Source organism: Paenibacillus borealis, from assembly GCF_000758665.1.
GTDB lineage: Bacteria > Bacillota > Bacilli > Paenibacillales > Paenibacillaceae > Paenibacillus_AQ > Paenibacillus_AQ borealis.
Map to the genome: position 1 here is coordinate 7,215,813 of NZ_CP009285.1, position 24,690 is coordinate 7,240,502.

At 51.2% G+C, this 24,690-nt stretch carries 17 protein-coding genes; 3 read left to right on the forward strand and 14 right to left on the reverse strand.

Annotated elements, in window-relative coordinates; all coding sequences use genetic code 11:
- Nucleotides 1–7: 7 nt before the first annotated feature.
- From PBOR_RS30525 to xylA, 9 genes are all read right to left on the reverse strand, one after another.
- Nucleotides 8–1,147, reverse strand: a complete 1,140-nt coding sequence (locus PBOR_RS30525) for a transglutaminase domain-containing protein (protein WP_042217689.1) — start codon at nt 1,145–1,147, stop codon at nt 8–10.
- 551 nt (nt 1,148–1,698) lie between these two features.
- Nucleotides 1,699–4,077 (reverse strand): glycoside hydrolase family 95 protein, encoded by a 2,379-nt coding sequence (locus PBOR_RS30530; RefSeq protein ID WP_052429712.1) that lies wholly within the window; start codon nt 4,075–4,077, stop codon nt 1,699–1,701.
- A 97-nt stretch (nt 4,078–4,174) separates the two neighbouring features.
- Nucleotides 4,175–5,920, reverse strand: coding sequence for an ABC transporter substrate-binding protein (locus PBOR_RS30535; RefSeq protein ID WP_042217691.1), 1,746 nt, complete (start codon nt 5,918–5,920; stop codon nt 4,175–4,177).
- Nucleotides 5,921–6,107: 187 nt separating this feature from the next.
- Entirely contained in the window at nt 6,108–7,007 is a 900-nt protein-coding gene (locus PBOR_RS30540; protein ID WP_042217693.1) for a carbohydrate ABC transporter permease, read from the reverse strand.
- 14 nt (nt 7,008–7,021) lie between these two features.
- Entirely contained in the window at nt 7,022–8,008 is a 987-nt protein-coding gene (locus PBOR_RS30545; protein ID WP_081972256.1) for an ABC transporter permease, read from the reverse strand.
- 113 nt (nt 8,009–8,121) lie between these two features.
- Nucleotides 8,122–9,912 carry a sensor histidine kinase gene (locus PBOR_RS30550; RefSeq protein ID WP_042217694.1) on the reverse strand — a complete coding sequence of 597 codons (1,791 nt, stop codon included), beginning with the start codon at nt 9,910–9,912 and terminating at the stop codon, nt 8,122–8,124.
- Between the two features lie 178 nt (nt 9,913–10,090).
- A complete protein-coding gene (locus PBOR_RS30555) occupies nt 10,091–11,647 on the reverse strand; it encodes a response regulator transcription factor (protein WP_042217696.1) in 1,557 nt (518 codons plus the stop codon).
- 375 nt (nt 11,648–12,022) lie between these two features.
- The gene (xylB, locus tag PBOR_RS30560; RefSeq protein WP_042217698.1) at nt 12,023–13,519 is read right to left on the reverse strand and encodes a xylulokinase; all 1,497 of its coding nucleotides are present in this window, start codon (nt 13,517–13,519) and stop codon (nt 12,023–12,025) included.
- 186 nt (nt 13,520–13,705) lie between these two features.
- On the reverse strand, nt 13,706–15,025 hold the full coding sequence (gene xylA, locus PBOR_RS30565) for a xylose isomerase (RefSeq protein WP_042217700.1): 1,320 nt from the start codon (nt 15,023–15,025) through the stop codon (nt 13,706–13,708).
- A gap of 456 nt (nt 15,026–15,481) precedes the next feature.
- On the opposite strand from xylA, the gene PBOR_RS30570 reads away from it, so the two are divergent.
- Both PBOR_RS30570 and PBOR_RS30575 read left to right on the forward strand, forming a co-directional pair.
- The gene (locus PBOR_RS30570; protein WP_042217702.1) at nt 15,482–16,642 is read left to right on the forward strand and encodes an ROK family transcriptional regulator; all 1,161 of its coding nucleotides are present in this window, start codon (nt 15,482–15,484) and stop codon (nt 16,640–16,642) included.
- A gap of 163 nt (nt 16,643–16,805) precedes the next feature.
- A complete protein-coding gene (locus PBOR_RS30575) occupies nt 16,806–17,006 on the forward strand; it encodes a hypothetical protein (protein ID WP_042217704.1) in 201 nt (66 codons plus the stop codon).
- Nucleotides 17,007–17,138: 132 nt separating this feature from the next.
- On the opposite strand, the gene PBOR_RS30580 is transcribed toward PBOR_RS30575, so the two are convergent.
- The 4 genes from PBOR_RS30580 to PBOR_RS30595 all read right to left on the reverse strand — a co-directional run bounded on the left by PBOR_RS30580 (nt 17,139) and on the right by PBOR_RS30595 (nt 21,074).
- The gene (locus tag PBOR_RS30580; protein WP_042217705.1) at nt 17,139–17,582 is read right to left on the reverse strand and encodes a GNAT family N-acetyltransferase; all 444 of its coding nucleotides are present in this window, start codon (nt 17,580–17,582) and stop codon (nt 17,139–17,141) included.
- Between the two features lie 89 nt (nt 17,583–17,671).
- The gene (locus tag PBOR_RS30585; RefSeq protein WP_039308604.1) at nt 17,672–17,905 is read right to left on the reverse strand and encodes a glutaredoxin family protein; all 234 of its coding nucleotides are present in this window, start codon (nt 17,903–17,905) and stop codon (nt 17,672–17,674) included.
- Nucleotides 17,906–17,987: 82 nt separating this feature from the next.
- Entirely contained in the window at nt 17,988–18,929 is a 942-nt protein-coding gene (trxB, locus tag PBOR_RS30590) for a thioredoxin-disulfide reductase (protein ID WP_042217706.1), read from the reverse strand.
- Between the two features lie 198 nt (nt 18,930–19,127).
- The gene (locus PBOR_RS30595) at nt 19,128–21,074 is read right to left on the reverse strand and encodes a heavy metal translocating P-type ATPase (RefSeq protein ID WP_425415508.1); all 1,947 of its coding nucleotides are present in this window, start codon (nt 21,072–21,074) and stop codon (nt 19,128–19,130) included.
- Nucleotides 21,075–21,482: 408 nt separating this feature from the next.
- Between PBOR_RS30595 and PBOR_RS30600 the strand changes: the two genes are divergently transcribed.
- The gene (locus PBOR_RS30600) at nt 21,483–22,094 is read left to right on the forward strand and encodes a class I SAM-dependent methyltransferase (RefSeq protein WP_042217708.1); all 612 of its coding nucleotides are present in this window, start codon (nt 21,483–21,485) and stop codon (nt 22,092–22,094) included.
- A 134-nt stretch (nt 22,095–22,228) separates the two neighbouring features.
- Here the strand turns inward: PBOR_RS30600 and PBOR_RS30605 are convergent, their stop codons facing one another.
- Nucleotides 22,229–24,682, reverse strand: coding sequence for a GH36-type glycosyl hydrolase domain-containing protein (locus PBOR_RS30605; RefSeq protein WP_081972257.1), 2,454 nt, complete (start codon nt 24,680–24,682; stop codon nt 22,229–22,231).
- Between the last annotated feature and the right edge of the window lie 8 nt (nt 24,683–24,690).

Sequence of the window (24,690 nt, forward strand, 5' to 3'; positions counted from 1 at the left end):
AATACTCTTATTTCCAAGTCACATATACCTTAAGGTCCCCTGTATTGTCAAAAGGTGAACTGTTAAACGCCAGATTATTCAGCCCTATCTCGTAGAGCACCTGCAGGTCCTGCCTCAGCAGCTTCTCACTGCCCCGGTAACGGAACAGCAGCGATTGTTGGCCGGAATCGGCCGCCTGCTGCGCAAGCTTCTTCAAATCTGCCGCCGAAACGATCACCTGATTCTCCTCATACAGCCTGTAATCCAGCACCTCCTGCAGCTTCTTGTATATGTCTATCCCCTGTCCGCCCCGGCTGACCAGTTGAGACAGCGTCTGGGCATAGCCGGTTGAGGCAGCCGGATACGTCTTGGTCCAGCTGTGGTCACGGCGCATCTGGGCGTCCGTTCTCATGTAGTACACCGTACTGATCCCGCCTTCCGGACTGGGCTCCGGATCATCCCAGGTCGTATCGAGATGATACCAGAGTCCGTCCAGCTGCACGAGATTCCAGGCATGCGACTGGGCAACCCCTCCCTCAGGTCTCGCAGTACCTTCGACAATTCTATTCGGGATACCCGCTCCCAGCAGCAGCTTATAGGTCAGCAGGGAATACCCCTGACATACTGCACTGCCCGTCTGAAGTCCCTCATACGCCGTATATTTACGGTAAGAATTATCATATTGCAAATGCAGCACAACCCAGTCATGAATGACTTTAACTTTCTGATGATTGTTCATCCCGGGGGTAATTAATTCCTGCAGAATAGCCTTCACCTGCTTGTTAACATATGCTGTCTGCTGCAGCGTCTCCCGATATTCTACCTGAACCGTAACATTGGCAGAGCGTGTGCTTCCCCGGTAAGAGAACGCGTAGCTGTCAATAATATAATAGAGATACGGATCGCTTCCCATCGCCTGATCAATTGCCGTCTGTACCTGGCTCTTCAGCTTATTTGTTTTGCCCTGATAAGTGAAGATAATCGTCTCTCTGCGGTTACTCATCGCCCCGGTCAGCTTCTGTGTCATTTCATTGACGGAGCGCAGCACCACAGAATCGGCAGCAGCATAGGCATGCTCATACCCCCAGTATGTTGCGGGCGGGATAGCAGCAAAAAACAGCATGCCCCCAATTATGGTCTTCATCAGCGATATACGTCTCTTTCCCATATCCTTCAAGTGCCTCCTGCAATCTATATAATGGATGACCAGGCCGTTTGTACTCTATAGTAAATGCCGGAAATCCCCTGTATACAACCCCAACCCCTGAAACCTTTGAAGATGAACCTGAGATACCTGTTATATTCATTATTATCGGCCCGGCACACCCGGCCCATAAGTATTCACCCCACAAATCATATCATGAAAAGCAATAATTGCCCCGCGCCGATTGATGTCAGACATTTTGCTCCTAACCGCTGCGGACCACACGGCGCTTATTTCTTAATTTGGCATACTTTCTCCGTAGTTCCAAGCAGGTAGAATAACGTAGTGGCAGCACCGGCAGAGCGCTTAAGAGGTACGCAGACGTGGAAATTAGTCATCCAAAATAACCCCACAAAGTGGAGCCTTAGCTTCGATGATTACTCAGGTACTTTCCGGGGACCCCAAAACCTATAAATTCTCTTTTAAAAAAAAGCCGCTGCTTCCAGGGTTATCTCCGGGAAGCAGCAGCTTCGGCTGCACTTATCTGTTCTCTACTAAGCGTTCACGCCCTCAGCTTAGAGCGTTATAAGATATGTCTCGCCCGCTTTAACCTCAATCGCAGTATCCGCCGCCTGCACTCTGCCGTCAGGCAGCTGCAGCTTCAGCTCCTGCGCATAGCTGAGACGCAGCAGCCCATCGTACTTCGCTGTGATCCGTGCAGATACCAGCGCTCCATCCTGCCATTCCAGGTCGGCCACATAGCCGCCGCGTGCCTTCAGGCCGCTAATCCGGCCGTTCTTCCAGGCTCCGGGCAGCGCCGGAAGCAGCGTAAGCTCACCCAGATGACTCTGCAGCAGCATTTCCGCAATCCCTGCAGCAGCGCCGAAATTACCGTCAATCTGAAACGGCGGATGCGCGTCGAATAGATTCGGATATACCGAACGGGTTAACAGCGTACGGACAAAACCATAAGCCGACTCGCTATCCGCCAGGCGGGCATACAGGTTAATCAGCCAGGCGCAGCTCCAGCCGGTGTGTCCTCCGCCGGAAGAGATCCGCTTCTGAAGCGATAAGCGGCTCGCCTCCAGCAGCTCCGGAGTATCCCGTTTGTTGATACGGTTGCCCGGATAAAGGCTGTACAAGTGCGAGACATGACGGTGTCCCGGCTCGGATTCAGCGAAGTCATAGATCCATTCCTGCAGCCGCCCGTCTTCAGCGATCTTCAGCGGTGACAGGCGGGAGAGCGTCTTCTCCAATTCAGCCTGGAACTCCGGATCCACGCCGAGAATCCGTGCAGCCTGCAGGCAATGCTGCAATAACTCATTGATCAGGCTCATATCCATAGCTGATCCCATGGATATGCTGCAGGGTCTGCCGTCTTCAGTTACAAACCGGTTCTCCGGTGAAGTGGACGGGTTAGTCACCAGCTGGCCGTCCGGTCCTTCCACCAGCCAGTCCAGGCAGAAGAGCGCCGCTCCCTTCATTAACGGATAAGCTGTCTCTTCCAGATAGGCGGCATCCGGTGTAAATTCGTAGTGCTCCCACAGGTGGCGGGATAACCAGACGCCGCCCATCGGCCAGAACGCCCAGCTGGCATCTCCGCCGGAAGGGTTAGACGCCTTCCACAAATCGACATTGTGATGAGCTACCCAGCCGCGTGCCCCGTAATGAATTGCAGCCGTTCTGGCCCCGGTCTCACTAAGCTCCTTGATCAGCTCAATCAACGGCTCATGAAATTCACTGAGGTTACAGACTTCTGCCAGCCAGTAATTCATCTGCGTATTAATATTGGTTGTATAATTGCTGTTCCATGGCGGCTGTACATGATTATTCCAGATGCCCTGAAGATTGGCGGCCTGGGTTCCGGCCCGCGAGCTGCCCATCAGCAGATAGCGGCCATATTGGAACAGCAGCGCTTCCAGCGCCGGGTCCTCCTGGCCGTTCTTATAGGCAGCCAGACGTTCATCGGTCGGCTGGTTGTCTGCTTCATGACCGCCCAGATCCAGATCCATGCGGCGGAATACCGCCTGATGATCTTCTGTATGCCGTCTCCGCAGCTCCTCATAGGATTTGCCCGCAGCAGCGGTCAGCCTGCTTGCACAAACCTGCGCAGGGCTTACAATAACTGCGGAATCCTTCGCCGCTCCGGCTTTCCTGTGGCTTGCCCTGGAGCGCACCTCTTCATAATCTGTGCCGGCTGCAAGCAGCAGCAATACACGATCAGCGCCGGATATGACAAGCCTGCCATCCGAATGCCGGATGCTTCCCCCGGTTACCTGCACCTGCAAGTGCAGCTCAAAGGCAATTCCGAGACCCTCCTCATAGCGAACCGCCACCGGATGATCCTGATGATAATTGTCGGCAATATGCGACGGTGAGCGGCCTTGGAGCACCAGCTGTTGCGCACCTCCTGGGCTGACCGTATGCTTCAGCTGGCTGCTGAGAGCAAGCTCAAGCTGAAGTCCGCCCGGCTGCTCACTTGTGAGGTGAACGACACCTACCTTATCCGGAGCACTGATAAAGACTTCCCGGGTAAATGCCCCCTGCTCATTCTGATACCTCACCTTGGCAATCCCGCTGTCCAGATCCAGTTCACGTTCATATGACGTGCAGTTCTCTACGCCAGCCTGCTCCAGCAACAGATCACCCAGCGGCATATATGCCTGGGCATTCACTCCAAGCATATGCGCGTTGACCACATCCTCAGCTTCACCATATTTGCCGGAGGATACCAGCTCCCGTACCTTCTTCAGATACCGCAGGGCTTCATAGTTGTTCGTGTCCCGCGGAAATCCGGACCACAGGGTATCTTCATTCCACTGGATCTGTTCTTTGGAGGTTCCGCCAAATACCATGGCGCCCAAATTCCCGTTCCCGAGCGGCAGCGCTTCTTCCCAGACTGCCGCCGGCTGGCCGTACTTTAATTTCCAAGGGTTATGCCTGTTGTTATCCATTCTATTCTCGCCCTCCGTCATAATATCTGAGTACGGCAAAAGGCCCTGACCTAAGTCGGGCCTTCGCTGTATGGAATGACCTACATCCAATTATTGATTAGAACGTTTTACCTGTCCACAGCGTTACTCTCTTTTTCACGAGCTCTGTGAATTCTTTTTCCATATCCTGAGCGCCGGCTTTGTCCAGCTCTGCCAGGAAGGCGTCATACACTTTATCGAAGTCTGCTGGTTTCGACAGGATGGCTTCAGGAATACGTTTGCGGATGATATCCTGTGTCTTCTTGTAGATTACCTGATATTGACCGTCAGTTGGAACCGGCAGGTTGTACAGGGCGCCTGTTTCTTTGATCGGGAATTCATCTTCTTTAGGGAACAGATCTTTCCATGTAGTAGCCTTGTATCCTGCAAGTGATTCCTTCTCAGCATCGGAGTAAGAAGCTACGATCTGATCCGGGAAGCTTGTAGTGTAGTAGTTGTCAGTGGAATCCTTCACACCATCACCATAACGTGCACCGAAGATAAGGTACTGGCCAATCCCGGTTTTCTTCTGGGTGTTTGCGGTATCGTTAGCTAGACCGTCGCTGATTTCAGGAAGAACTTCGCGTTTACCATCTGCATTTACAGTGTAGTGCGTACCTTCAATACCCCAGGTTCTCAGAATCTGGCCTTCATCGGAAGACATCCAGTCCAGCCATTTGATGATCCGGACAGGGTCTTTGGCTGCGGTAGTAATCGCAAGACCATAGCCGTCGATACCTGTCTGCATGAAGGAATGATCTTTATACTCATCAGACAGGGTTACAGGGAAGTGACCGTAAGTATATTCGTCTTTACCGGCTGCCTTCAGAGCATTCTCACCATCGGAGTATTCCCATTCCTGGGAGATCAGACCGAGTACACGGCCGCTGGCAACTTTAGCTTTGTATTGGTCGTCTTTTTGTACGAAGGTATCCTTATCAAGCAGACCTTGAGCGTACATTCCGTTCAACCAGCGGAAATATTCTTTTTCTGCCGGACGTTTGTAGTGCAGCTGTGCTTCATAGGTTTCAGGATCTACATAGTACTCGCCATCATCCGGTGCACCTGTTGTAGTGAAAGCCGGGTTTGTAACTGTGATCATGATTTTCCAGTCATCAGCATTCAGCGTCAGAGGAATTGTAGGCTGGCCATCGGTTTCCGGATGCAGAGCCACATAATCCTTCAGCACTTTCTCATAATCTGCCAATGTTTTCACTTCAGGATAGCCCAGTTCCTTCAATACGCGGTGTTGAATTTCAAATCCGCCAGTAGCGTCGAAGGCTTGTTGGCCGACACCCATATTCGTAGGAATCTGATAGATGCTTTGGTCATCCAGGCTGTATTTCAGACGGCCCATGTTTTCGCCGTAGACCTTCTTGAGGTTCGGAGCATATTTATCGATCAGTTCCGTCATATCAATAATCAGGCCGGCATCCACCAGGGTGCTCAGATTTCCTTTGGCGAAGATCAGATCAGGTACGTCGCCGCTGGCAGCCATCATCGGGATTTTTTGGTCGCCGCCGCCGCTGCCTACATCAAATTCAGCGTCAATGGTTACACCTGTTTTTTCAGTAATAGCTTTACCGACTTCATCCTGCATTTTGTTCCAGTTTGGACTGGCGTCACCGCCGAAGAAGGAGATCGTAAACGGAGAAGTATCTAATGCGGTATCATCTGCTGCTGCATTATTGGTTGCAGGTGTGTTTCCTGTGTTGTTAGATGTCGTGTTGTTGGCCGCATTATTGTTATTGCCTCCACAACCGGCGATCAGCATAGAGCTCATAAGCATGAGTGTAAAGATTGTTTTGGTACTCTTGCGATTCATTGTATATCCCCCTTGTAAATTAGTATGTTCATCTATGCATATCAGGATTGACCTGAATATACCATTGTTAACGCTTGCAAAACTACCATAAATATAAATTCCACTTTTTAACATCAAACTCAGAATGGATAGCCGCCTGATCCTGCACTGAACCAGGCAGCTGTTCCATTTCACTCTATTACCAGGCTTACGCCTTAACTGCACCCAGTGTCATACCGCCTACGAAGTACTTTTGCAGGAACGGATACACAACCAGAATAGGTACGGTTACTACAATTGTAATGGCCATCTTGATCGATTCAGGTGAAATCTGCGCCATCTGCCGCGCCATATCGTTCGCATTCACCATGCCGCTGCCCTGATTGGTGGAGGATAATACCTTCATCAGCTCATACTGCAGTGTGGTCAGATGAGGCTTATTACCGTTATACAGATACGTTGTGAACCATTCATTCCATTGGCCAACAGCCAGGAACAGTGCGATGGTTGCCAGTACCGGTTTACAGAGCGGAAGAATGATCTTATAGAAAATCATAAAGTCATTAGCCCCGTCCAGCTTGGCGGATTCCTGAAGGGCAAATGGCAGCCCGTCCATAAAGGAACGGATAATGAAGACGTTAAATGCGGAAACCATACCCGGAAGGATGTAAATCCAGAACGTTCCGATCAGATTCAAATCTTTCATCAGAATGTACATAGGCACCATACCGCCGGAGAAATACATTGTCAGAGCCAGGAAGGTCGAGATGAATTTTCTCGCTTTGAATTCCGGACGGCTGAGCGTAAAGGCCAGCATGGAAGCACTGATCAGACCCAGAAGTGTACCTGAAAGGGTACGCAGAATGGAGATCTTGAAGCCTTGAATCAGGCCGGTATAGCTGAAGATCCGCTGGTAATTCTCAAGCGTCCAGGCTCTCGGGAAGATATAGATGCCGCCCCGAACGGTGTCTGTAGATTCATTGAAAGAAATCGCCAGTACGTTCAGGAAGGGATACAACGTCACAATCATGATTAATGTAAGAGCAGTGTACAGAAAGATGTCGAATGCACGCTCACCTTTTGTCATTTGAAATGCTTTGCCACCCATTTATGGTCCCCTCCTTACATAATGCTTTCTTTAGTGAATTTCTTCATCAGACCGTTAGCCGTGAACAGCAGGATTACACTGACTACTGAGGTAAACATGCTTATTGCAGTACCATAAGAGAACCGCATGATCTGAATACCGTACTTAAGCGCATACAAATCCAGCACTTCCGAATAATCGGTGACAAGGTTGTTCTGCAGCTGGAACTGTTTCTCGAAGCCGATACCGATCAGGTGGCCGATGTTCATAATGAGCAGCACCATAACGGTTGAACGGATACCCGGCAAAGTAATATTAAATGCCTGCTTAATTCTGCCCGCACCATCCACTTTTGCCGCTTCGTACAGCTCTTTATCGATCCCTGTAATCGCTGCCAAATAGATGATTGCGCCCCAGCCTGTTTCTTTCCATATATCGGATGCAGTTAAAATTCCCCAGAAATATTTACCTTGGGCCATGAACTGGATCGGCTCATCAGTGATATGAAGCCACATCAGCAGATCATTCACGATACCCCCATCAATAGCGAGTGTCTTGTACACAATCCCGCCTACAACGACCCAGGAGACAAAGTGAGGCAGATAAGATACGGTTTGAACCGTTCTCTTGAAAATACTCCCCCGCAGCTCATTGAGCATGATTGCAAACGTAATTGGAACCACGAAGCCGAAGATCAGCCCGAGGACACTCATGGACAGGGTATTTCTTAATACGAGATAGAAACGTTCGTCATGGAACAACTCCTTGAAGTTATCCAGTCCGACCCATTTCTGTTCGCCGAATGATTTAGCCGGCTTATAATTTTGGAATGCCATCAACCATCCCCATATGGGCACATAGCTGAAAATAAATACCCAGATCACGAATGGAAGAGACATCAGATATAAGTACTTTTGCTGCAGTACGCTTTTCCAAAATCCACTATTCCGTTTCGCAGGTGGGCGGGGGGTTACGCTTTCATTAGCTGTAACACCGTTTTCAGTGAGCGCTTTCACGATCATTATTCCCCCTTCGTTTTTATAGTCTTATCTTACCGCAGCACCCCGGGAGAGAATACCCAACAGATTTCACGTAAAATCCTGTCTAAATTAGAGATTCTCCCAGGCCGCGCCGCTTAAGACTTGAACTCGCTTTCAACGGGAATAGAAAACGCTATCTTCGTGCCCTCCCCCGACTGGCTTGTAATTCTCAGTCCATGCTCTTCTCCGTAATACAGGGTCAGTCTCTGATGCACATTGCGCAGGCCGATCCGTCCCCGCTCCTCTTCCTCCACTTTGCTAATCACATCCACGATCTCGGACAGCCTTTCCTCCTTCATGCCGATGCCGTCATCTGTCACAAGCACCTGAACCTCCTGGTTCTCATCCAGCGTTATACTGACATTGACATGAACGGTACCTTGCTTATTCTCCAGCCCGTGGACTACGGAATTCTCTACGAGCGGCTGGATAATGAGCGGCGGGATCATAATTTCAGCTGTTCTAGGGTCAAATTTAATCTCATACTCCAGCCTGTCCTCATACCGGAATTTCTGAATCTCCAGATAAGAGCGGATCATCTCTACTTCTTCCTTGATCGGCGCCCGTTCGCGGCCTACTTCGAGGTTCTTGCGCATAAGCTTACCGAGCAGTCGGACGATGTTCGCAATCTCCTTCTCGCCCTTAAGATGGGCATTCATACGGATCGATTCCAGTGCGTTGAACAGGAAATGCGGATGGATCTGGCTCGCCATCATCTTCAGCTTGATCTCCCGCTGGGCGATCTCCAGGGCACTGTTCTTCTCGTTGCTCTCAATAACCTGGGTGATCAGCCGGTTAATACTAGCCACCATGTAATTGAATTGCCGCGACAGCTGGCCGATCTCATCCGTCCCGTCAATGCGGGAGACGATATTCAGATTACCAAGGGCTACCTGATTCAGCTGGCGGCTCAGGCGCAGCAGACGGTTGGTGGTCAGCAGGGAGATGGTGTATACAAACACAAGGGCAACCAGCAGCACACCAATAACGATCAAGAGGCCCAGCTTACTGACATTATTGGCATCGCTCAGAATGCTTTTGGTTTCAAATATAGAGATAATCTTCAGCTTGCTGCTGCTCAGCTCAGGAGACATTTCATCAATAATGACGTAAGAATCCTTGTCCTTCACCCTGGTTTTGAGCACACCCTTGGACTGCGACTGCACATCAACGCCAATGTCAAAAGCATCTACTGTGCTGCCTACAAGCTGCGGATCGTTGGCCGACACAATATAACCCTGCTCATCGATGATTAACGTATCGAACGGCTCCTGGTAGAGCATTTGATTCAGTTCATCCTGAGAGACCTGCACCATCAGTATTCCGGATTTGCCGGATTCCCGGTAGTATACCTGACGGATCAGGCTGAGCTTGTTGATCGTCCCTTTGGGGCTGTTGAAATATTTTTCCTTGTCGGAAATATACATCCAGTAAATCTCTCCGCTCTGCATGGCCTTCTTGTACCAGGCTCTCGACTCCAGCTCCGGTGTCAAGGGCGCAATCGACATATCATCAACCAGGCTCGGATTATCAATGAAAAAGCGGATATTAGAAATTTCCCGGTACCGCAGAACATATACACGGATATCCGTGTAATTCAAATAAGCCTTTGTAAGCGCCAGTGCATCCGGGTAATGCGTAGTGACCAGCCGCTCAAGATCCTCGTCAAAATAGAGCAGATTAGAAATATCCGTCGGAACACGCAGCTTGCTGGACAATTGGCTTTTGATCTTCTCCACGTTGTTGGTGGCCTGATCAATCGCTCTGTTCAAGGCTCCCTCACGAAAATAGTTTGTAAGAATAATACCAACAATCAGCACAGGTATCATGACGACAATGATGTAGAAAAAAATCAGCTTATATTTAAGCTTCATATTATTGATCATACGCACGAGCTTCTTAATAACACTTCCCCCTTCCGTTCAATGGAAAACAGGCTGTTCCCCTCATCCTTTGCAGATAGGGAACAGCCTGTATATCATAAGCCTCACGCTGAACGTTCGGCAAGTTAACAGTTCATACAGCCCGTCTTGCGGCTTGCGGGCCTGCCCGGCAGCCGGGATCCTAATTCTCTTTGCGGTAGGCGGACGGGGACACTCCGACATATTTGCGGAATTTGGCATTGAAATAATCGGAGTTCATATAACCGACCCGCTCTGCAACCTCATAGACCTTCATGCCTTGGGTCAGGAACTGCTTGGCTTTCTCAATTCTGACTTTATCCAGATACGTGTTAAAGTGTTCTCCCACCTGATTCTTGAACATTTTGCCCAAATATGCGCTATTATAGTTGAAAATTTCGGAAAGCGAGCCCAGCTTCAAATTCTCATTATAGCGGCGCTGGATCAGGTCTGTGATCCGCTTGATTTCATCTCCGCGCCCGCCGCTGCCCATCAGCCCGGAAATTTGCTCCATATAAGCTGATACCAGCTGCTCCACATCATGCAGATTACCGCTGCTGTACATTTCACCCATAGGCGAGGCTTGACCGGCAATCAGCGGCCGGATGTCCGGATTAGCTGCCTCCAGACGGGCAATGGTACTGCTGACAATCCGCATCAGATTATCCTTGATATAAGTTTCTTCGCGCCGGACATGAACCAGCTGGCGGACAATTTGCCCTATAAGCCCGCGGGCCACCTCACCGCTTCCGGCCTCAACCGCAAGCAGCAGTTGTACCTCCACATCCCGCTCCGGGTCCGGCTCCTCCTCGAATTCTCCGGGCCTCTTCACGGGTTCATCCCAGTTGTCCGGCTTTCCGCTGAGCAGCGTATCCTTCTGCCCGAAAAAAGCATCGTCCAGCCGCGCACGTGCCGTGGCAAATGACTGGCAGATTTCCTCCGGCCTGCCGGCTGCACCGCCTGCCGCCGCCTGAAACTCCAGTCCTTCCTTCGCTGTAATATAATGCAGCTCCTGCCATAGCGAATTCCGGGCGCTGTCATTTGCAAGCGGTTCCTTCATAAGAATCCCCATGTACGGGGGAAGCGTGAAGAATAATCCGCGCTCTTCCTCCTCAAGCCAATGCCGCTCCATCAGGCTCTTCACCTGTTCCTCACGGCTGTCTTCGCCTTTGTTAAGCCCTTTCAATTCCAGCAATACCACTTCGCAGCTGCATCCTTCGAGACCCAGCTGACCCGCTGCTTCTGCGGGAGACTCTCCGCCTTCCTTCGGCTGCAGCAGCTCGCGCAATAATACCTCAGTGTTCCTCGCCGGTTCCGTGGCCTGCCATTCGCTGATCCGTTCCTCCAGGCTTATCTTCTCCCGCAGTTCCTGCAGATAGTTGATCAATTCCTCCTCATCGACCGGCTTAAGCAAGTAACCGTCGATATGGTAGGCAATCGCCCGTTTGGCATATTCAAAATCGGCATAGCCGCTAAGAATCAGCACATGGCAATTGGGACTCTCTTTGCGGAGTTCAGAGATCAGCTCCAGACCATCCATCCCGGGCATGCGGATATCGGCAATCACAAGGCCAGGTGCCAGCGCATGGAATTTATCGAGCGCTTCATATCCGTTCGCAGCTGTGGCCACTACGGTATAGCCCTGTTCTTCCCAGGGGATCAGCGTCCGCATCCCTTCTCTTAGCTTGGGCTCATCATCTACAATAAGTACTTTGATCAATATGGGTTCACCCCCTCATTTAAAAGAAAACAGCTGCCACCCTGTGAGGAATGGCAGACATTAAGTGCTGGATATACGACTGGTATAAAATGAACAAATGATCTCCCATTAGGAGAGGACGTAACTACAGTGAATATTTGGACTTCCGGCCGCTGTTGTCCCCAGATTTCCTAATCTAAACCGCTAATCGCGGTAGATATCCGGTGACTGATGATGCTTCCGAAGCGAGCTTTCCTGCGGAAAGCTTTCAGGCGGACGCTGTCGCTCCTTCCAGTTCCAAAATTCCCCTCCGTTACTATAGCCCTTTTGGTATGGAATTAAGTTCAACTTATACAAGTTCATTAAAATATGGGATAGTTTATATTTTACACTAAATTATTTACGATACAAAGCCAGCTTCTCATTCAGCTCGCGGGTCTGGCTGTAAACATCCTGATACAAGGCGAAGATACCATCGTACAGTGCAGCCTGCTCTGCATTAGGAGTGTAGGTTTCAGCGGGACGGATGAAGGCTTCTGCACACGCTCCCAGCGATTCAAACCAGCCGGCTCCGTAAGCAGCCAGCATCGCCGCGCCCATCGCCGGACCTTGCTCACTCTCCAGCTTGATGATTGAAGCGCCGAAGATATCGGCCTGCATCTGCAGCCAGGCTTCATTCTTGGCGCCGCCGCCGATCGCCACTACCTCAGTAATCTCTTTGCCGGATTCACGCACAATCTCAATCGATTCACGCAGCGAGAAGGTGATGCCTTCCAGCACAGCGCGTGTAAAGTGTGACAGCGTATGGCCGGAATCCATGCCGATGAAGCTGCCGCGGATGTTCGCATCCGGATGCGGTGTACGTTCTCCGCTGATATATGGTGTGAACAGCAGACCGCTGCTGCCCGCCGGGATATCATTAACGCCGTGAAGCAATTCGTCGAAGCTCTTCTCAGCGGCAAAAGTCTCCTTGAACCAGGTCAGACTGTGGCCCGCCGCCAGCGTAACGCCCATGATATAGAAGGCATCCTTCTCACTGTGGTTGAAGAAATGGACTTTGCCTTCGAGATTAAGATCCTTGTTGCTCTCATAAGACAACACGACTCCGGAAGTCCCGATGCTGCACATCGTCCGGCCTTCACCCAGAATTCCGGCACCCAGTGCGCCGCAGGCATTGTCCGCACCACCGGCGAATACCTTGGTGGACGGCAGCAGTCCGGAAGCTTCAGCAATCTCCGGAAGCAGGGTCCCGGTCTGCTCGAAGGATTCTACGAGTCTTGGGCAGATCGAGAGCGGCAGATTGAAGGCTTCGGCAATCTCAGAACTCCACTGCTTGGAGCCTACGTCGAGCAGGAGTGTTCCGGCTGCGTCTGAGTAATCCATAGCGTAGTCACCAGTCAGGCGGTAACGCACATAATCCTTCGGCAGCAGGAATAATTCTGCCTGGGATAATACCTCCGGCTCGTTCTCCTGAACCCACAGAATCTTCGGAAGCGTGAAGCCTTCCAACGCGCGGTTTCTGGCAATTTCGATCAGCTTGCCGCCAAGCGTCTTCTCAATCTTGCGGCACTGGGCTGTTGTGCGTGTATCATTCCACAGAATAGCCGGACGCAGCGCCTTGCCTTCGCCGTCAACAAGTACAAGTCCGTGCATTTGGCCGGAGAAGCTGATTCCATCCACTTGTGACGGTTCTACTCCAGATACCTCCATCAGCCGCTTCAGGCTGACGATGGTTCCTTTAACCCAATCCTCCGGATTCTGCTCACTCCAGTTCGTCTGGGGTCTGCTGAGCGGATAAGCTTCAGAGTGTTCGAAAGCTACTTTGCCCTTTGGATCTACCAATACCGTCTTGACCGCACTGGTTCCGAGATCGACACCGATTACATAATTCATAGTTATCCTCCTAAAAGTTATATGAAGCATTCCATCTTGATACATCTCCGCAATATAACTCGCTTCTATAAGCATGAGTTATCAGTTCAACAGAAAAGGGGCTGCCGAAGAATGCTCTCTTCAGCAACCCCCGTTGCATTTGTAGTCTGATGAATCTACGTTCAGTACTGCAATTACAGTACAGTCTTACTCAGCTGTCAGGATGTACTGGTTAAGAGTAGCTCTCAGCAATTCCTGGCGTCCGGACTTGTTCGGACGCGGGTTTTCGTTGTTCAGTGCATAGTCAGCAAGCGAAGCGAGTGTCGCCTTGCCGGATACGATGTCCGCACCGATACCTTCATTGAAGCTGCTGTAACGCTCAGCAATGAAGTTCTCGAATACGCCGTCTTCCAGCAGCTTGGCAGCTACTTTCAGACCCTTGGCGTATACGTCCATACCGGAGATGTGTGCCAGGAACAGATCCTCAGGCTCGAAGGAAGGACGGCGTACTTTGGAGTCAAAGTTGATTCCGCCTTTGCCCAGACCATCGTTCTTCAGTACTTCATACAGAGTCAGAGTAGAATCGTAGATGCTTGCAGGGAATTCATCGGTATCCCAGCCGAGCAATGGATCGCCCTGGTTCGCATCAAGCGATCCCAGCATGCCGTTGATACGGGCTACGTGCAGCTCATGCTCGAAAGTATGGCCTGCCAGTGTGGCATGGTTAGCTTCTAGGTTCAGCTTGAAGTGCTTATCCAGGTTGTACTTCTGCAGGAATGCGATACAGGTTGCTGCATCGAAGTCATATTGGTGTTTGGTAGGCTCTTTCGGTTTAGGCTCGATCAGGAACTGGCCGTCGAAGCCGATTTCCTTAGCATAATCAACAGCCATGCTGAACAGGCGGGCAATGTTGTCCTGCTCAAGACTCATGTTAGTATTCAGCAGCGTTTCGTAACCTTCACGTCCGCCCCAGAATACATAGTTGTCAGCGCCAAGACGTTTACCCACTTCCAGACCTTTCTTCACTTGTGCAGCAGCGTGTGCGTACACGTCAGCGTTGCAGGTTGAGCCTGCACCGTGCATATAGCGCGGGTTAGTGAACATGTTGGCAGTGTTCCACAGCAATTTTTTGCCGGAAGCCTTCATGCCTTGTTCAAGGATATCTACGATTGTATCGATGTTGCTGTAGAATTCACGCAGGGACGCGCCTTCAGGAGCGATGTCCACATCATGGAAGCAGTAGTACTGCAGATCCATCTTCTCCATGAATTCAAATGCTGCTTCTGCACGGGCTTTAGCCTTGTCCAGCGTGCTCAGCTTATCCCAAGCGCGGACTGCAGTTTCAGCGCCGAACGGGTCGGAACCGCCAGCTGTTAATGTATGCCAATAAGCCATTGCAAATTTCAGGTGCTCTTCCATAGTTTTGCCGGCTACGATTTCTTTAGGGTTGTAGAATTTGAATGCGTATGGATTGGTGGAACGGCTTCCCTCGTAAGAGATCTTGCTCACTGTTTCAAAATAAGCCATTTGTAAAATCCTCCTCGATATTTTGCTTCGCCCGCAAGCGTTTACAGCATCATCTTAACACATCTTTCGAACTTTGTATATTGGTTAAACAAAGTTTTTGAGAACTTTTATTTTGTCCGTTTTTTGTCCTGTGCCGGGCAGAGCAGCCTCTATCTTCTCCCCTGATTTTGACCGGATGATGCTGAACATAAAGTTCCCTCCGGTTGTGCAGCCTATGCGTAAAGCAGTAATTTCTCCCACTAGCCGTACGTTAATCTAGTTGCATTTTGCCGCTCTTCATTCTAGACTAAGTGGCATACCTTCTCCGCGTAAACACTGTCTCAAGGCTTATTGCATTACGTATGCAGGGAACCCGAAACCTATAAGCTCCGCCCCGATCAATCGCTTTGTTTCATTGTTATGTGATGCGTTCAGGAGGCCGGATGGTCTTATATTTCAAAAAAGGAAGTGTGCTTCTTGAAAGTTACCGGTGATCAGGCGCTGGTCAAAAAAATCAACAAATCGATTATTTTACATACGATCCGCATGCAGTCCCCCGTATCCCGGGCCAAGGTGTCCGAGATGACAGGTCTTAACAAGGCTACGGTCTCCAATCTAGTCGCCGAGCTGTGCGGACAGGAGCTGGTTACCGAAGCCGGTCCCGGAGAATCCAGCGGGGGACGCAAGCCGCTTATGCTGCATTTCAACGAAATGGCCGGCAGTGTCATCGGGATCGAGCTGCGTGTTAAACAGCTTAAGGCCGTGCTCTGCAATCTGGGAGGCGGAATTCTTCATGAACGGGATTGTGCGCTGGAAGCCCATGACTTCCCTTATGTGCTGGGGCAGATGCAGCAGATGATCTCGGAGCTGATTGCAGAAGCACCCCCTTCACCCTATGGCCTCGTCGGCATCGGAGTCGGCGTACCGGGAATGGTGGATGAACACGGAGTCGTCCTGTTTGCGCCCAACCTTGGCTGGGAGATGGTCGATCTGCGTTCGATTCTGGAAAGCGCCTTCGCGGTTCCGGTCACCATTGACAATGAAGCCAATGCGGGAGCCCAAGGGGAGCTGAACTTCGGGGCGGCGCGCGATGTGCGCCATCTGCTGTATATCAGTGCGGGCTCGGGGATCGGGTCCGGGATCATTATTGGCGGTGAACTGTATAAAGGGGCTCGCGGATACGCCGGAGAGACCGGACATATGACGATTGAAGCGGAAGGCAAGCCCTGCAGCTGCGGCAGCCGGGGCTGTTGGGAGCTCTATGCCTCGGAGAAAACGTACGATAATCCGGGCCTATCCCTGCCTGCCCGCACAACGACCGAACTGGTGGCTTATGCGCTGGAGGGGCAGCCGGATACTCTGCGGCACTTTGGCTCCATCGGGGAATACCTGGGCATCGGGGTCACTAATCTAATTAACAGCTTCAATCCGGAGCTAATCGTAATCGGAGGGGCTTTGTCTGAGGCTGAACCCTGGCTGGGTGAACCGCTGCGCCGGGTGGTCGCCGAGCGTACACTTCCTTACCACAAGCAGCAGCTTGAGATCACTTTCTCCAGGCTGGGCAGCCGCGGAACGATGATTGGCGCAGGCTTTTCAGCGGTCATGCACTTTCTCGGCAATATCCGGGTAACCCTATAGAAGGATAAGTTTAGCGTAAAACATATAAATTCTTATATTTTCGTAAAATTGCCGCATTTGCAGCAGCATTTCCTGAACTAAAAGGAATAGCAATCCTATATAATAAGGATATACGTGTGACATTTATCACCATACCCCTTTTTCTGAAATGGAGAGAGCATCCATGACCTATGTTGATACGTCAGATATTTCGGCGAAGATGTTCATCACCGTGCTGCTGCTGCTGCTTATCATCGCTCCACTCATCAGCCTTGGCGTCCTGCGCCTGTTCCAATCGAGGAAGAAATCCGGATTTATGCTTATTAGCAGCGGCATTGCCGTATATGCTGTTTTTCAAATTGTCATGTCGTTTACTCACTCCTAGCCCAGCGGCCTCCAAAAGGGCTTATGCCTGCGGAGCAGCGAAACCCGGTACCACTTTCAGGTATCTGTTTCAGCGGGAAATACAAAAAGCAGCCATAACAATGACTGCTTTTTGCTATATCTATTGTGTAGTCTATGCACCGCTTATCTCTGCTACCGGCCTGGTGTGCAGCACACACTCGAACCTCTCAACGCCCGGATATTTCTCCCCCAGACTGTTAATCTCGAATCCTGCCTTGCTATAAAAGCCCACTGCATCCTGATCCGTCTCTGCCCTGAGCAGCTCTACCCGTTCCCATCCGGCAATTTCTGCGACCATGTTGCTGCCCAGTGTTCTTCCGCGCCAGCTCTTCTGGACAGCCAGATGTCTGATCTCCACCTCATGTGCGGCAGCGCAGCTGATTCCCGCGATTCCGGCCAGCTCCCCGTTAATGAAACAGCCGAATAGCTCACAACCATCCGCAGCCAGATATCTCTTCAGCTCTTCGTTGACCCTGTTATCATCTGCCCACATACATTCTGCTAGCAGGCTCTTCACCGCATCGCTGTCCCAGTAATTCTTTAAGCTAATTAACAATTCCCTCTTCTCCTCTCATTCAGGACAACGAAAAACCGCCTCCGGAGGGAAGCGGCTAATGTATTTTCTTCAGTCCGTTCAGCTATTCCTTAAATCGTAGCCAAAGCCTTATCAAACTTGGTTTTGTTCATGCCGACGATTTTGAACTCACCGATAACCGTAATAGGAACAGCTCTCATGCCCATATCCCATACCTGCTGTGCATAATCATCGTTCTGCTCGATGTTGCGCTCTTCGTAGGCTACCCCTTTATCGTTCAGGAAGCTCTTCACCTGACGGCAATGCGGACAATTGGTTGAAGTATACACAATTACATTCTCCATAGTATGATTTCCTCCTAATTTGTAAGTATAAGAATCTGTGATCTATTGTAGCACCGGAGTGCCTTCTATTCCAAATGGAATCTTACAGAATAACCGCGCTGTGCTCCAGGCTCTCGATATATTTCTCGGCATCCATCGCCGCCATACAGCCGCTGCCTGCAGCCGTAATCGCTTGTCTGTAACGGGTATCCTGCACGTCACCGCAAGCAAACACGCCGGGAATATTCGTCTCGGAGGTTCCGGGATTCGACACAATGTAGCCGTTAGCATCGGTAGTAATTTGTCCGCCCAGGAAAGAAGTATTAGGATGATGGCCGACAGCTACGAATACACCGCTGGCTTCAATGAATTCTTCTTCACCGGTCTCATTGTTAATCACCTTCAGACCAGTCACACCTTTGTCTCCGGCAATAACTTCAACAGGCGTACGGTTGAGTCCCCAGGTAACTTTGGCATTATCGCGTACACGGTCCTGCATAATCTTGGAGGCACGCAGCTCTTCACGGCGGTGCACCAGGGTTACTTTTGACGCAAATCTTGTCAGGAAGCCCGCTTCCTCCAGCGCCGAATCGCCGCCGCCGACAACGACAATCTCTTTGCCGCGGAAGAAGAATCCGTCACAGGTTGCGCAAGTGCTGACACCGCGTCCGATATTATCCTGCTCCCCGGGAATCCCGAGATATTTCGCCGTAGCGCCGGTGGAAATAATCAATGTATCTGTAACCAGTGTGCCCATGCCTTCAACATTCAGCTTGAACGGACGTTCGCCCAGCTCTACACTGTTCACCCAGCCGGTAACGAACTGTGCTCCGAAACGCTCAGCCTGCTTGCGCATATTATCCATCAGATCAGGACCCAGAATACCTTCCGGGAATCCGGGGAAGTTCTCGATCTCTGTTGTAGTTGTAAGCTGTCCGCCTGGCTGCGGACCTTCGATAACGAGCGGGTTCAGGTTCGCCCGGGCCAAGTATATGGCAGCCGTCAATCCGGCCGGTCCAGTACCTACAATAATTGATTTGTACATGATTATATCCTCCTTGAGATGGACGGCAAAGACGCCATTTCTTAATTAAAATTATTATAATGTAGTATTTATTATGATCATCTCAAGGGAATATGTCAATATGCCAGACACGGTGTAAACGTTCCTATTTTGTGAACAATTCAATTTTAAGCAATTAAATATTTGGCAGGGTCGGTTAAACGGCCTTTTCGGCTTTTTTTAGCGCAAAAGACGCAGTCCGTTAAGGATGACAAGAATGGTGCTGCCCTCATGGCCCACCACGCCAAACGGCAGTGCGATACCCTGTACAAAATTGCTGATCATCAGTGTAGCTATAACGGTCACGGCAAAAATCATATTCTGCTTCACAATCCGCTGTGTACGGCGGGCCAGGGCAATTGTAGAAGCAATCTCCTCGATATTATCGTTCATCAGCACCACATCGGCAATCTCCAGGGCGGCTCCGCTGCCTTTCATGCCCATCCCCATACCGACCGTTGCTGTAGCCAGCGCAGGCGCATCATTAACACCGTCACCAACCATAATTACATGGCCGTATTGTTCACGAAGCGTTTTGATATGCGATACCTTATCCTCTGGCAAAAGACCGGCGAATACCAGGTCCACTCCGGTTGTCCCGGCAATCACATGCGCGGTGGCCTCACGGTCACCGGTAAGCATCGCTACCTTAATGCCCAGTTCCTGCAGCTTGCGTACTGCTGTCTCTGCCTGGGAACGTACGGTATCCTGCAGCGCAATCATTCCGGCGATTGTATCACCGGCGAGAATCAGCGACACCGTCTTACCTTCCTGCTCCAGCCGGCTGCGCAGCGCTCTCCAGTCTTCTGATCCCTCCTGCGGTGCAGCGCCGTCCACTTCATCCAGCAGATTGGACTTGCCGATCCGCCACAGCTGGCCGTTAATGGTTCCCTCAATGCCCCAGCCGGTAACCGATTTGCTCTCTTCGATGTCATGCAGCTCTACCTGCTCAGCTTCAGCAAGCGCAACAATCGCTTCCGCGAGCGGATGACCGGACAGCTTCTCAATCGAAGCACTGACGGCCAGCAGCTCTTCACGTCCATATCCTTCTCCGGCGATAAAATCCGTTACCTGCGGAACCCCTTCCGTTAATGTGCCTGTTTTGTCAAAAGCAACTACAGAGGTACGCGCCATATTTTCCAGGTGGACACCGCCTTTGAAGAGAATGCCTTTGCGTGCACTCTTCGAGATTGCCGACAGCATAGCCGGCATAATGGAGGATACGAGCGCACATGGAGAAGCCACTACCAGGAATACCATTGCTTTATAGAAGGTATTATTCCAGCTCCAGTCCAGCAGAAACGGCGGCAAAGCGATCAATAGGGCCGTTGACGCTACTACGGCGCGGGCATATATGGATTCCAGCCGTTTGATGAAACGCTGAGAATCCGGCACCTCATTCTCGGCTTCTTCGACCATCCGGATGATCTTGGCGAACAGGGTATTCTCTGCCGATTTGGTAACCTCAATATAGAGCGGACCTTCACCATTCACTGTACCGGCGAACACTTCACTTCCGGCTGCCTTGTCCACGGGAAGCGATTCTCCGGTAATGGACGCCTGATTGACAGAGGATTCCCCGCGGCACACCTTGCCGTCTGCAGGGATAAGCTCACCGGGACGGACCAGTAGCAGATCTCCGATGGCCAGCAGATCAATCGCTACCTCATTCATAGCCCCCTGCTCGATGCGTACAGCCGTGGCAGGTTTGAGCGCCAGCAGTGAGGAAATGTCCTTCTTGCTGCGCTCCATCGTGTAGCTCTCCAGCGCTCCGCTCAGCGCAAAGATGAAGATCAGCATCGCTCCTTCATTCCAGTAACCGATGGAAGCTGCACCGAGAGCCGCGGCAATCATCAGCAGATTGACATCCAGGTCACGTTCTTTGACCAGCGTCTCCACGCCTTCCTTCGCCTTGATCCAGCCGCCTATCGAATAGGAAATAACGTAGAGAATTACGGATATTGTCTCAGACCAGCCGCTGGCGGCCCAGGCGATCAGCATCATCAGCCCGCTTCCGAGCGCTGCCTGCATTTCGGCGTTTGAGATCATCGCCAGCGGATCGAAGCGGCGCGGCTCCGGCGTCCGCGGCTGCTGCGCCCCTCCTTGACGCGCGACGGATTTAGGCATTTGTTTCGAGGTTGCTTGCATAATAAATCACCTTCCTGATTGTAATTGTATAAGAGGCACACTTGAGAATGAGAGCCAGAATGGGAACCATTATGAGGCTACTGAGAATGAGAGCCATTATTAAGACCCTTAAAATGACACATGCTGCCCCGGCTTAGCCGGGACAGCATGTTAAATGAGAATGATAATCATTGTTGCAATAATGCAACTATATTTCCTCAATGCAACTTATAGCTATACTATATCACGCCTGGCGGAAAAGTAAACCCGGAAACAAGCCTGTTTTTTCGGAAGGGTTGACCACCGCTTCGGGAGGAATAATGATAAAGGATTCACACCCGCAGATCTTCCGCATAATCTTTGTATAGTAGCTATTCCGGATTGCATTCACAGAAGCGGGGGAACCATATGAATCAGTCTTTTGATTATAAAGGGTATTGGGAGAAAACGTATCAATCAGGCGAGACATCGGGAAGAGGTTCGTATGGCGTACTGGCCGAATTTAAGGCAGAGGTGGTCAACGGCCTGATTCAACGTGAGAACATTACCCGCGTCATTGAGTTTGGTTGCGGGGACGGCAATCAGTTGCAATATATGAACTATGGCGAGTATTTGGGAGTAGATGTGGCGGCCACCTCGGTGCGGCTCTGTGCCTCCAAATTTGCCGATGATTCCTCCAAAAGTTTCATGCTATATACACCGGGCCTGTGGATTAACCGTGGTTTCCTGCAAGCCGATCTCACCGTATGTCTCGATGTGCTGTACCATATTACGGATGAAACCGATTTTCGCAATACGCTATACGACCTCCTGTACTCCTCGGCAGAGTGGGTTGTACTATATACCCGATTGAAAGAGAACGAAGCTCCGGATGTCAGTACGATTCAAGACCGCGATCTCTTTCATTATTTGCCCGATTATCCCGAGTTCAAGGTGCAGCAGATTATTCCGCAGCGGTTTCCTGATCAGTCCTCGGCTGACTTTGTCATCCTGAGGCGCTCTCCTTCCATCAGAAAATAAACGCTACTCTGTCCTTATAAGGATGGCGTAAAACATTTACTTTCTTATATTTCAAAAAAAATGTCCCGCCAAAGTTCTGCTCAGTGCAGCCGGCGGGACACTTTATATTTTATGCACTTATATTATGCTTACGGCTACAGTATAACCTCCACCTTCACCGAACTTCTGTCCGGATAGGCGGGAATTACGGTTCCATCCAGCAGTTCACCGTCGACACGGATCTCTTTGACACCTGTGCAGACACGGCTGTCATTCTTCACGGTAATCTCGTACAGACAGTCGCGGAATCTACGGGTAACCGAGAAGCCTTCCCAGGAAGACGGGATGCACGGGTTAATTGAGAGTCCGGCCAGTACTGGCTTAATACCCATAATGTACTGCGTAGCAGCTACATACATCCATGCGGCAGTTCCGGTCAGCCAGGATACATTCGCCAGTCCGAATCTGTCGGATTCCGGTCCGAACAGGTTGGAGGCATAGACGTACGGTTCCGCCTTATAACGCCATAACCCGGCCTGCTCCATCGCAACATTCGGAATGAGCTGGCGGTAATATTTGTAGGCCTGATCCCCTCTGCCCAGCATACATTCGGCAATAATCGCCCAGGTATTGGCGTGACAGAAGACAGCTCCGTTCTCCCCTGTTCCCTTATTGTAATTGGTCAACGGGTCTGCGGGATCGGGGAAGTTGGTGATGGACGGATGCAGCTTTTTGATGCCGAGCTCCGTGTCCAGAATGTCGCGGACACTGTCCATAGCCTGGAGCGCTTTATCAGGCTCACCCATGCCGGACAGGGTCGCCCAGGTCTGGGCGTTAAGCCAAATCCGGGCTTCATCATGCTCCGCAGTGCCCAGGTAACGCCCGTCATCCATGACTGCCCGCCGGAACCATTTGCCGTCCCAGCCCAGTGTATTCACCAGCAGCTTCTGCTCCTCATACAATCTGTCATACTCTGCCGCATGCTCCGGATGACCGGCTGCCGCCGCCAGATCCTTCATGCGCAGCAGCACGGTCCCGAACTGCATCGCCGTCCAGATGCTCTCCCCTCTGCCCTCGCGGCATACGCGGAACAGCTGGTCATTCCAGTCCGAGCGCAGCATCAGCGGGAAGCCATTCGGTCCAAGCCGGGAGACGGTGAAATCGATAGCCCGCTTCAAATGAGCATACAGCGGCGCTTCACCACCGTCATAATAAGGCAGACTCTCCTGCAGAAATCCGGCGTCCCCGGTCTCGGCGAGAATATCCCATACGGCGAGTGCCGTCCACAGGTGGTCATCGGAGTGAATACTGGTGACCGGGTCCCAGCCTTCATTCGGGAAAAAGTAATGATTCACATGCCCGTCCTGATACTGCTGTCCCAGAAGCAGCCGGACTTTATCCTTCGCCGCCTCGGGATCGTACGGAACCGCAGCCAGGATATCCTGGGCTGTATCCCGGTAGCCTACTCCACGGAATGTACCCGTAGCATAGAACGAAATATTGCGCGAGAAGAGAAAGTTCCGCTGCGACTGATACGGATTCCAGATATTGATCATGCGCTGCGCATCTTTATCCGGTAATTCGCAGTTCCAGGCGCCCAGATAGCTGTTCCAGTTCTCCTTAAGCGCCGCAAAAGAACGGGTGACGAAATCCGCCTCCCGGGAATGGCCGATGGCCTGTTCGATCTCGGCCTCAGTCATCGCCGTTCCCAGGAAGAAGTTCACGGTACGCGTCTCGCCGGGCTGCAGCCTCACTTGAACCTGCAGCGCTCCGCAAGGATCTCCGCCCAGTATTGTCGAGCCGGTGCATCCGCCCTGCTCAACCGCAGCCGGATTGGATTCGCTGCGGTAGCTGCCGATAAACTCTTCACGGTCTCCGTCATAGCCGGCCAGCGGCGCATCCGACATCATATAGACCAGCGGTGTCTCATCCGGCTTGGGCTGATTTTCAACTCCGTACTTGTAAATAAGAGCTTCCTTGTCATGATACTGCACCGACACCTGATGTTTGTTGTAGCATTGCCATTGCAGCTCGCGCATGAATTCCATCATGCCAAACTCGGCGTAGGCATACACATTCAGTTCTTTGACCTCGGTACTATGATTAGTCAGCGTCAAATTCCAGATCAGCGAGTTCTCGTATGGTCCGACAAAATAGACGGTCTTCGCTGCAACTTCATTCTGCTCTGCTTCAAAGCGGGTATAGCCCATGCCGTGGCTGCTCTTCCATTCCTGCGGTTTCTGAAAAGCCGGCTCATAGGTGGGGCACCAATAGCTGCCCGTCCCGGCATCCTGCAGGTAAATATAAGGGCCGGAACGGTCGGTCGGCAGGTGGAAGAAACGGTAGCGTGTAATCCGCCAGATCTGCGGGGATTTATAAAAGGCTAACCCGCCGCCTGCATGGGACAGCATAGTATGGAAGGTGCCGTTGGATAAATAGTTCAGCCATGGGGTCGGCATGTCATGGCGCTTGAACTCTACTTCCTTCGCGTCGTCGCGGAAGGTAAAATACTGGTCCAGCTCTGTAGCACGGCCGGAATGGCCTGCCGGATTGATAGTTCCCGGTTGGTTCGTCATCAGTCTGGCTCCTCTCCATTTAGGGTTACTCATTGCTTATT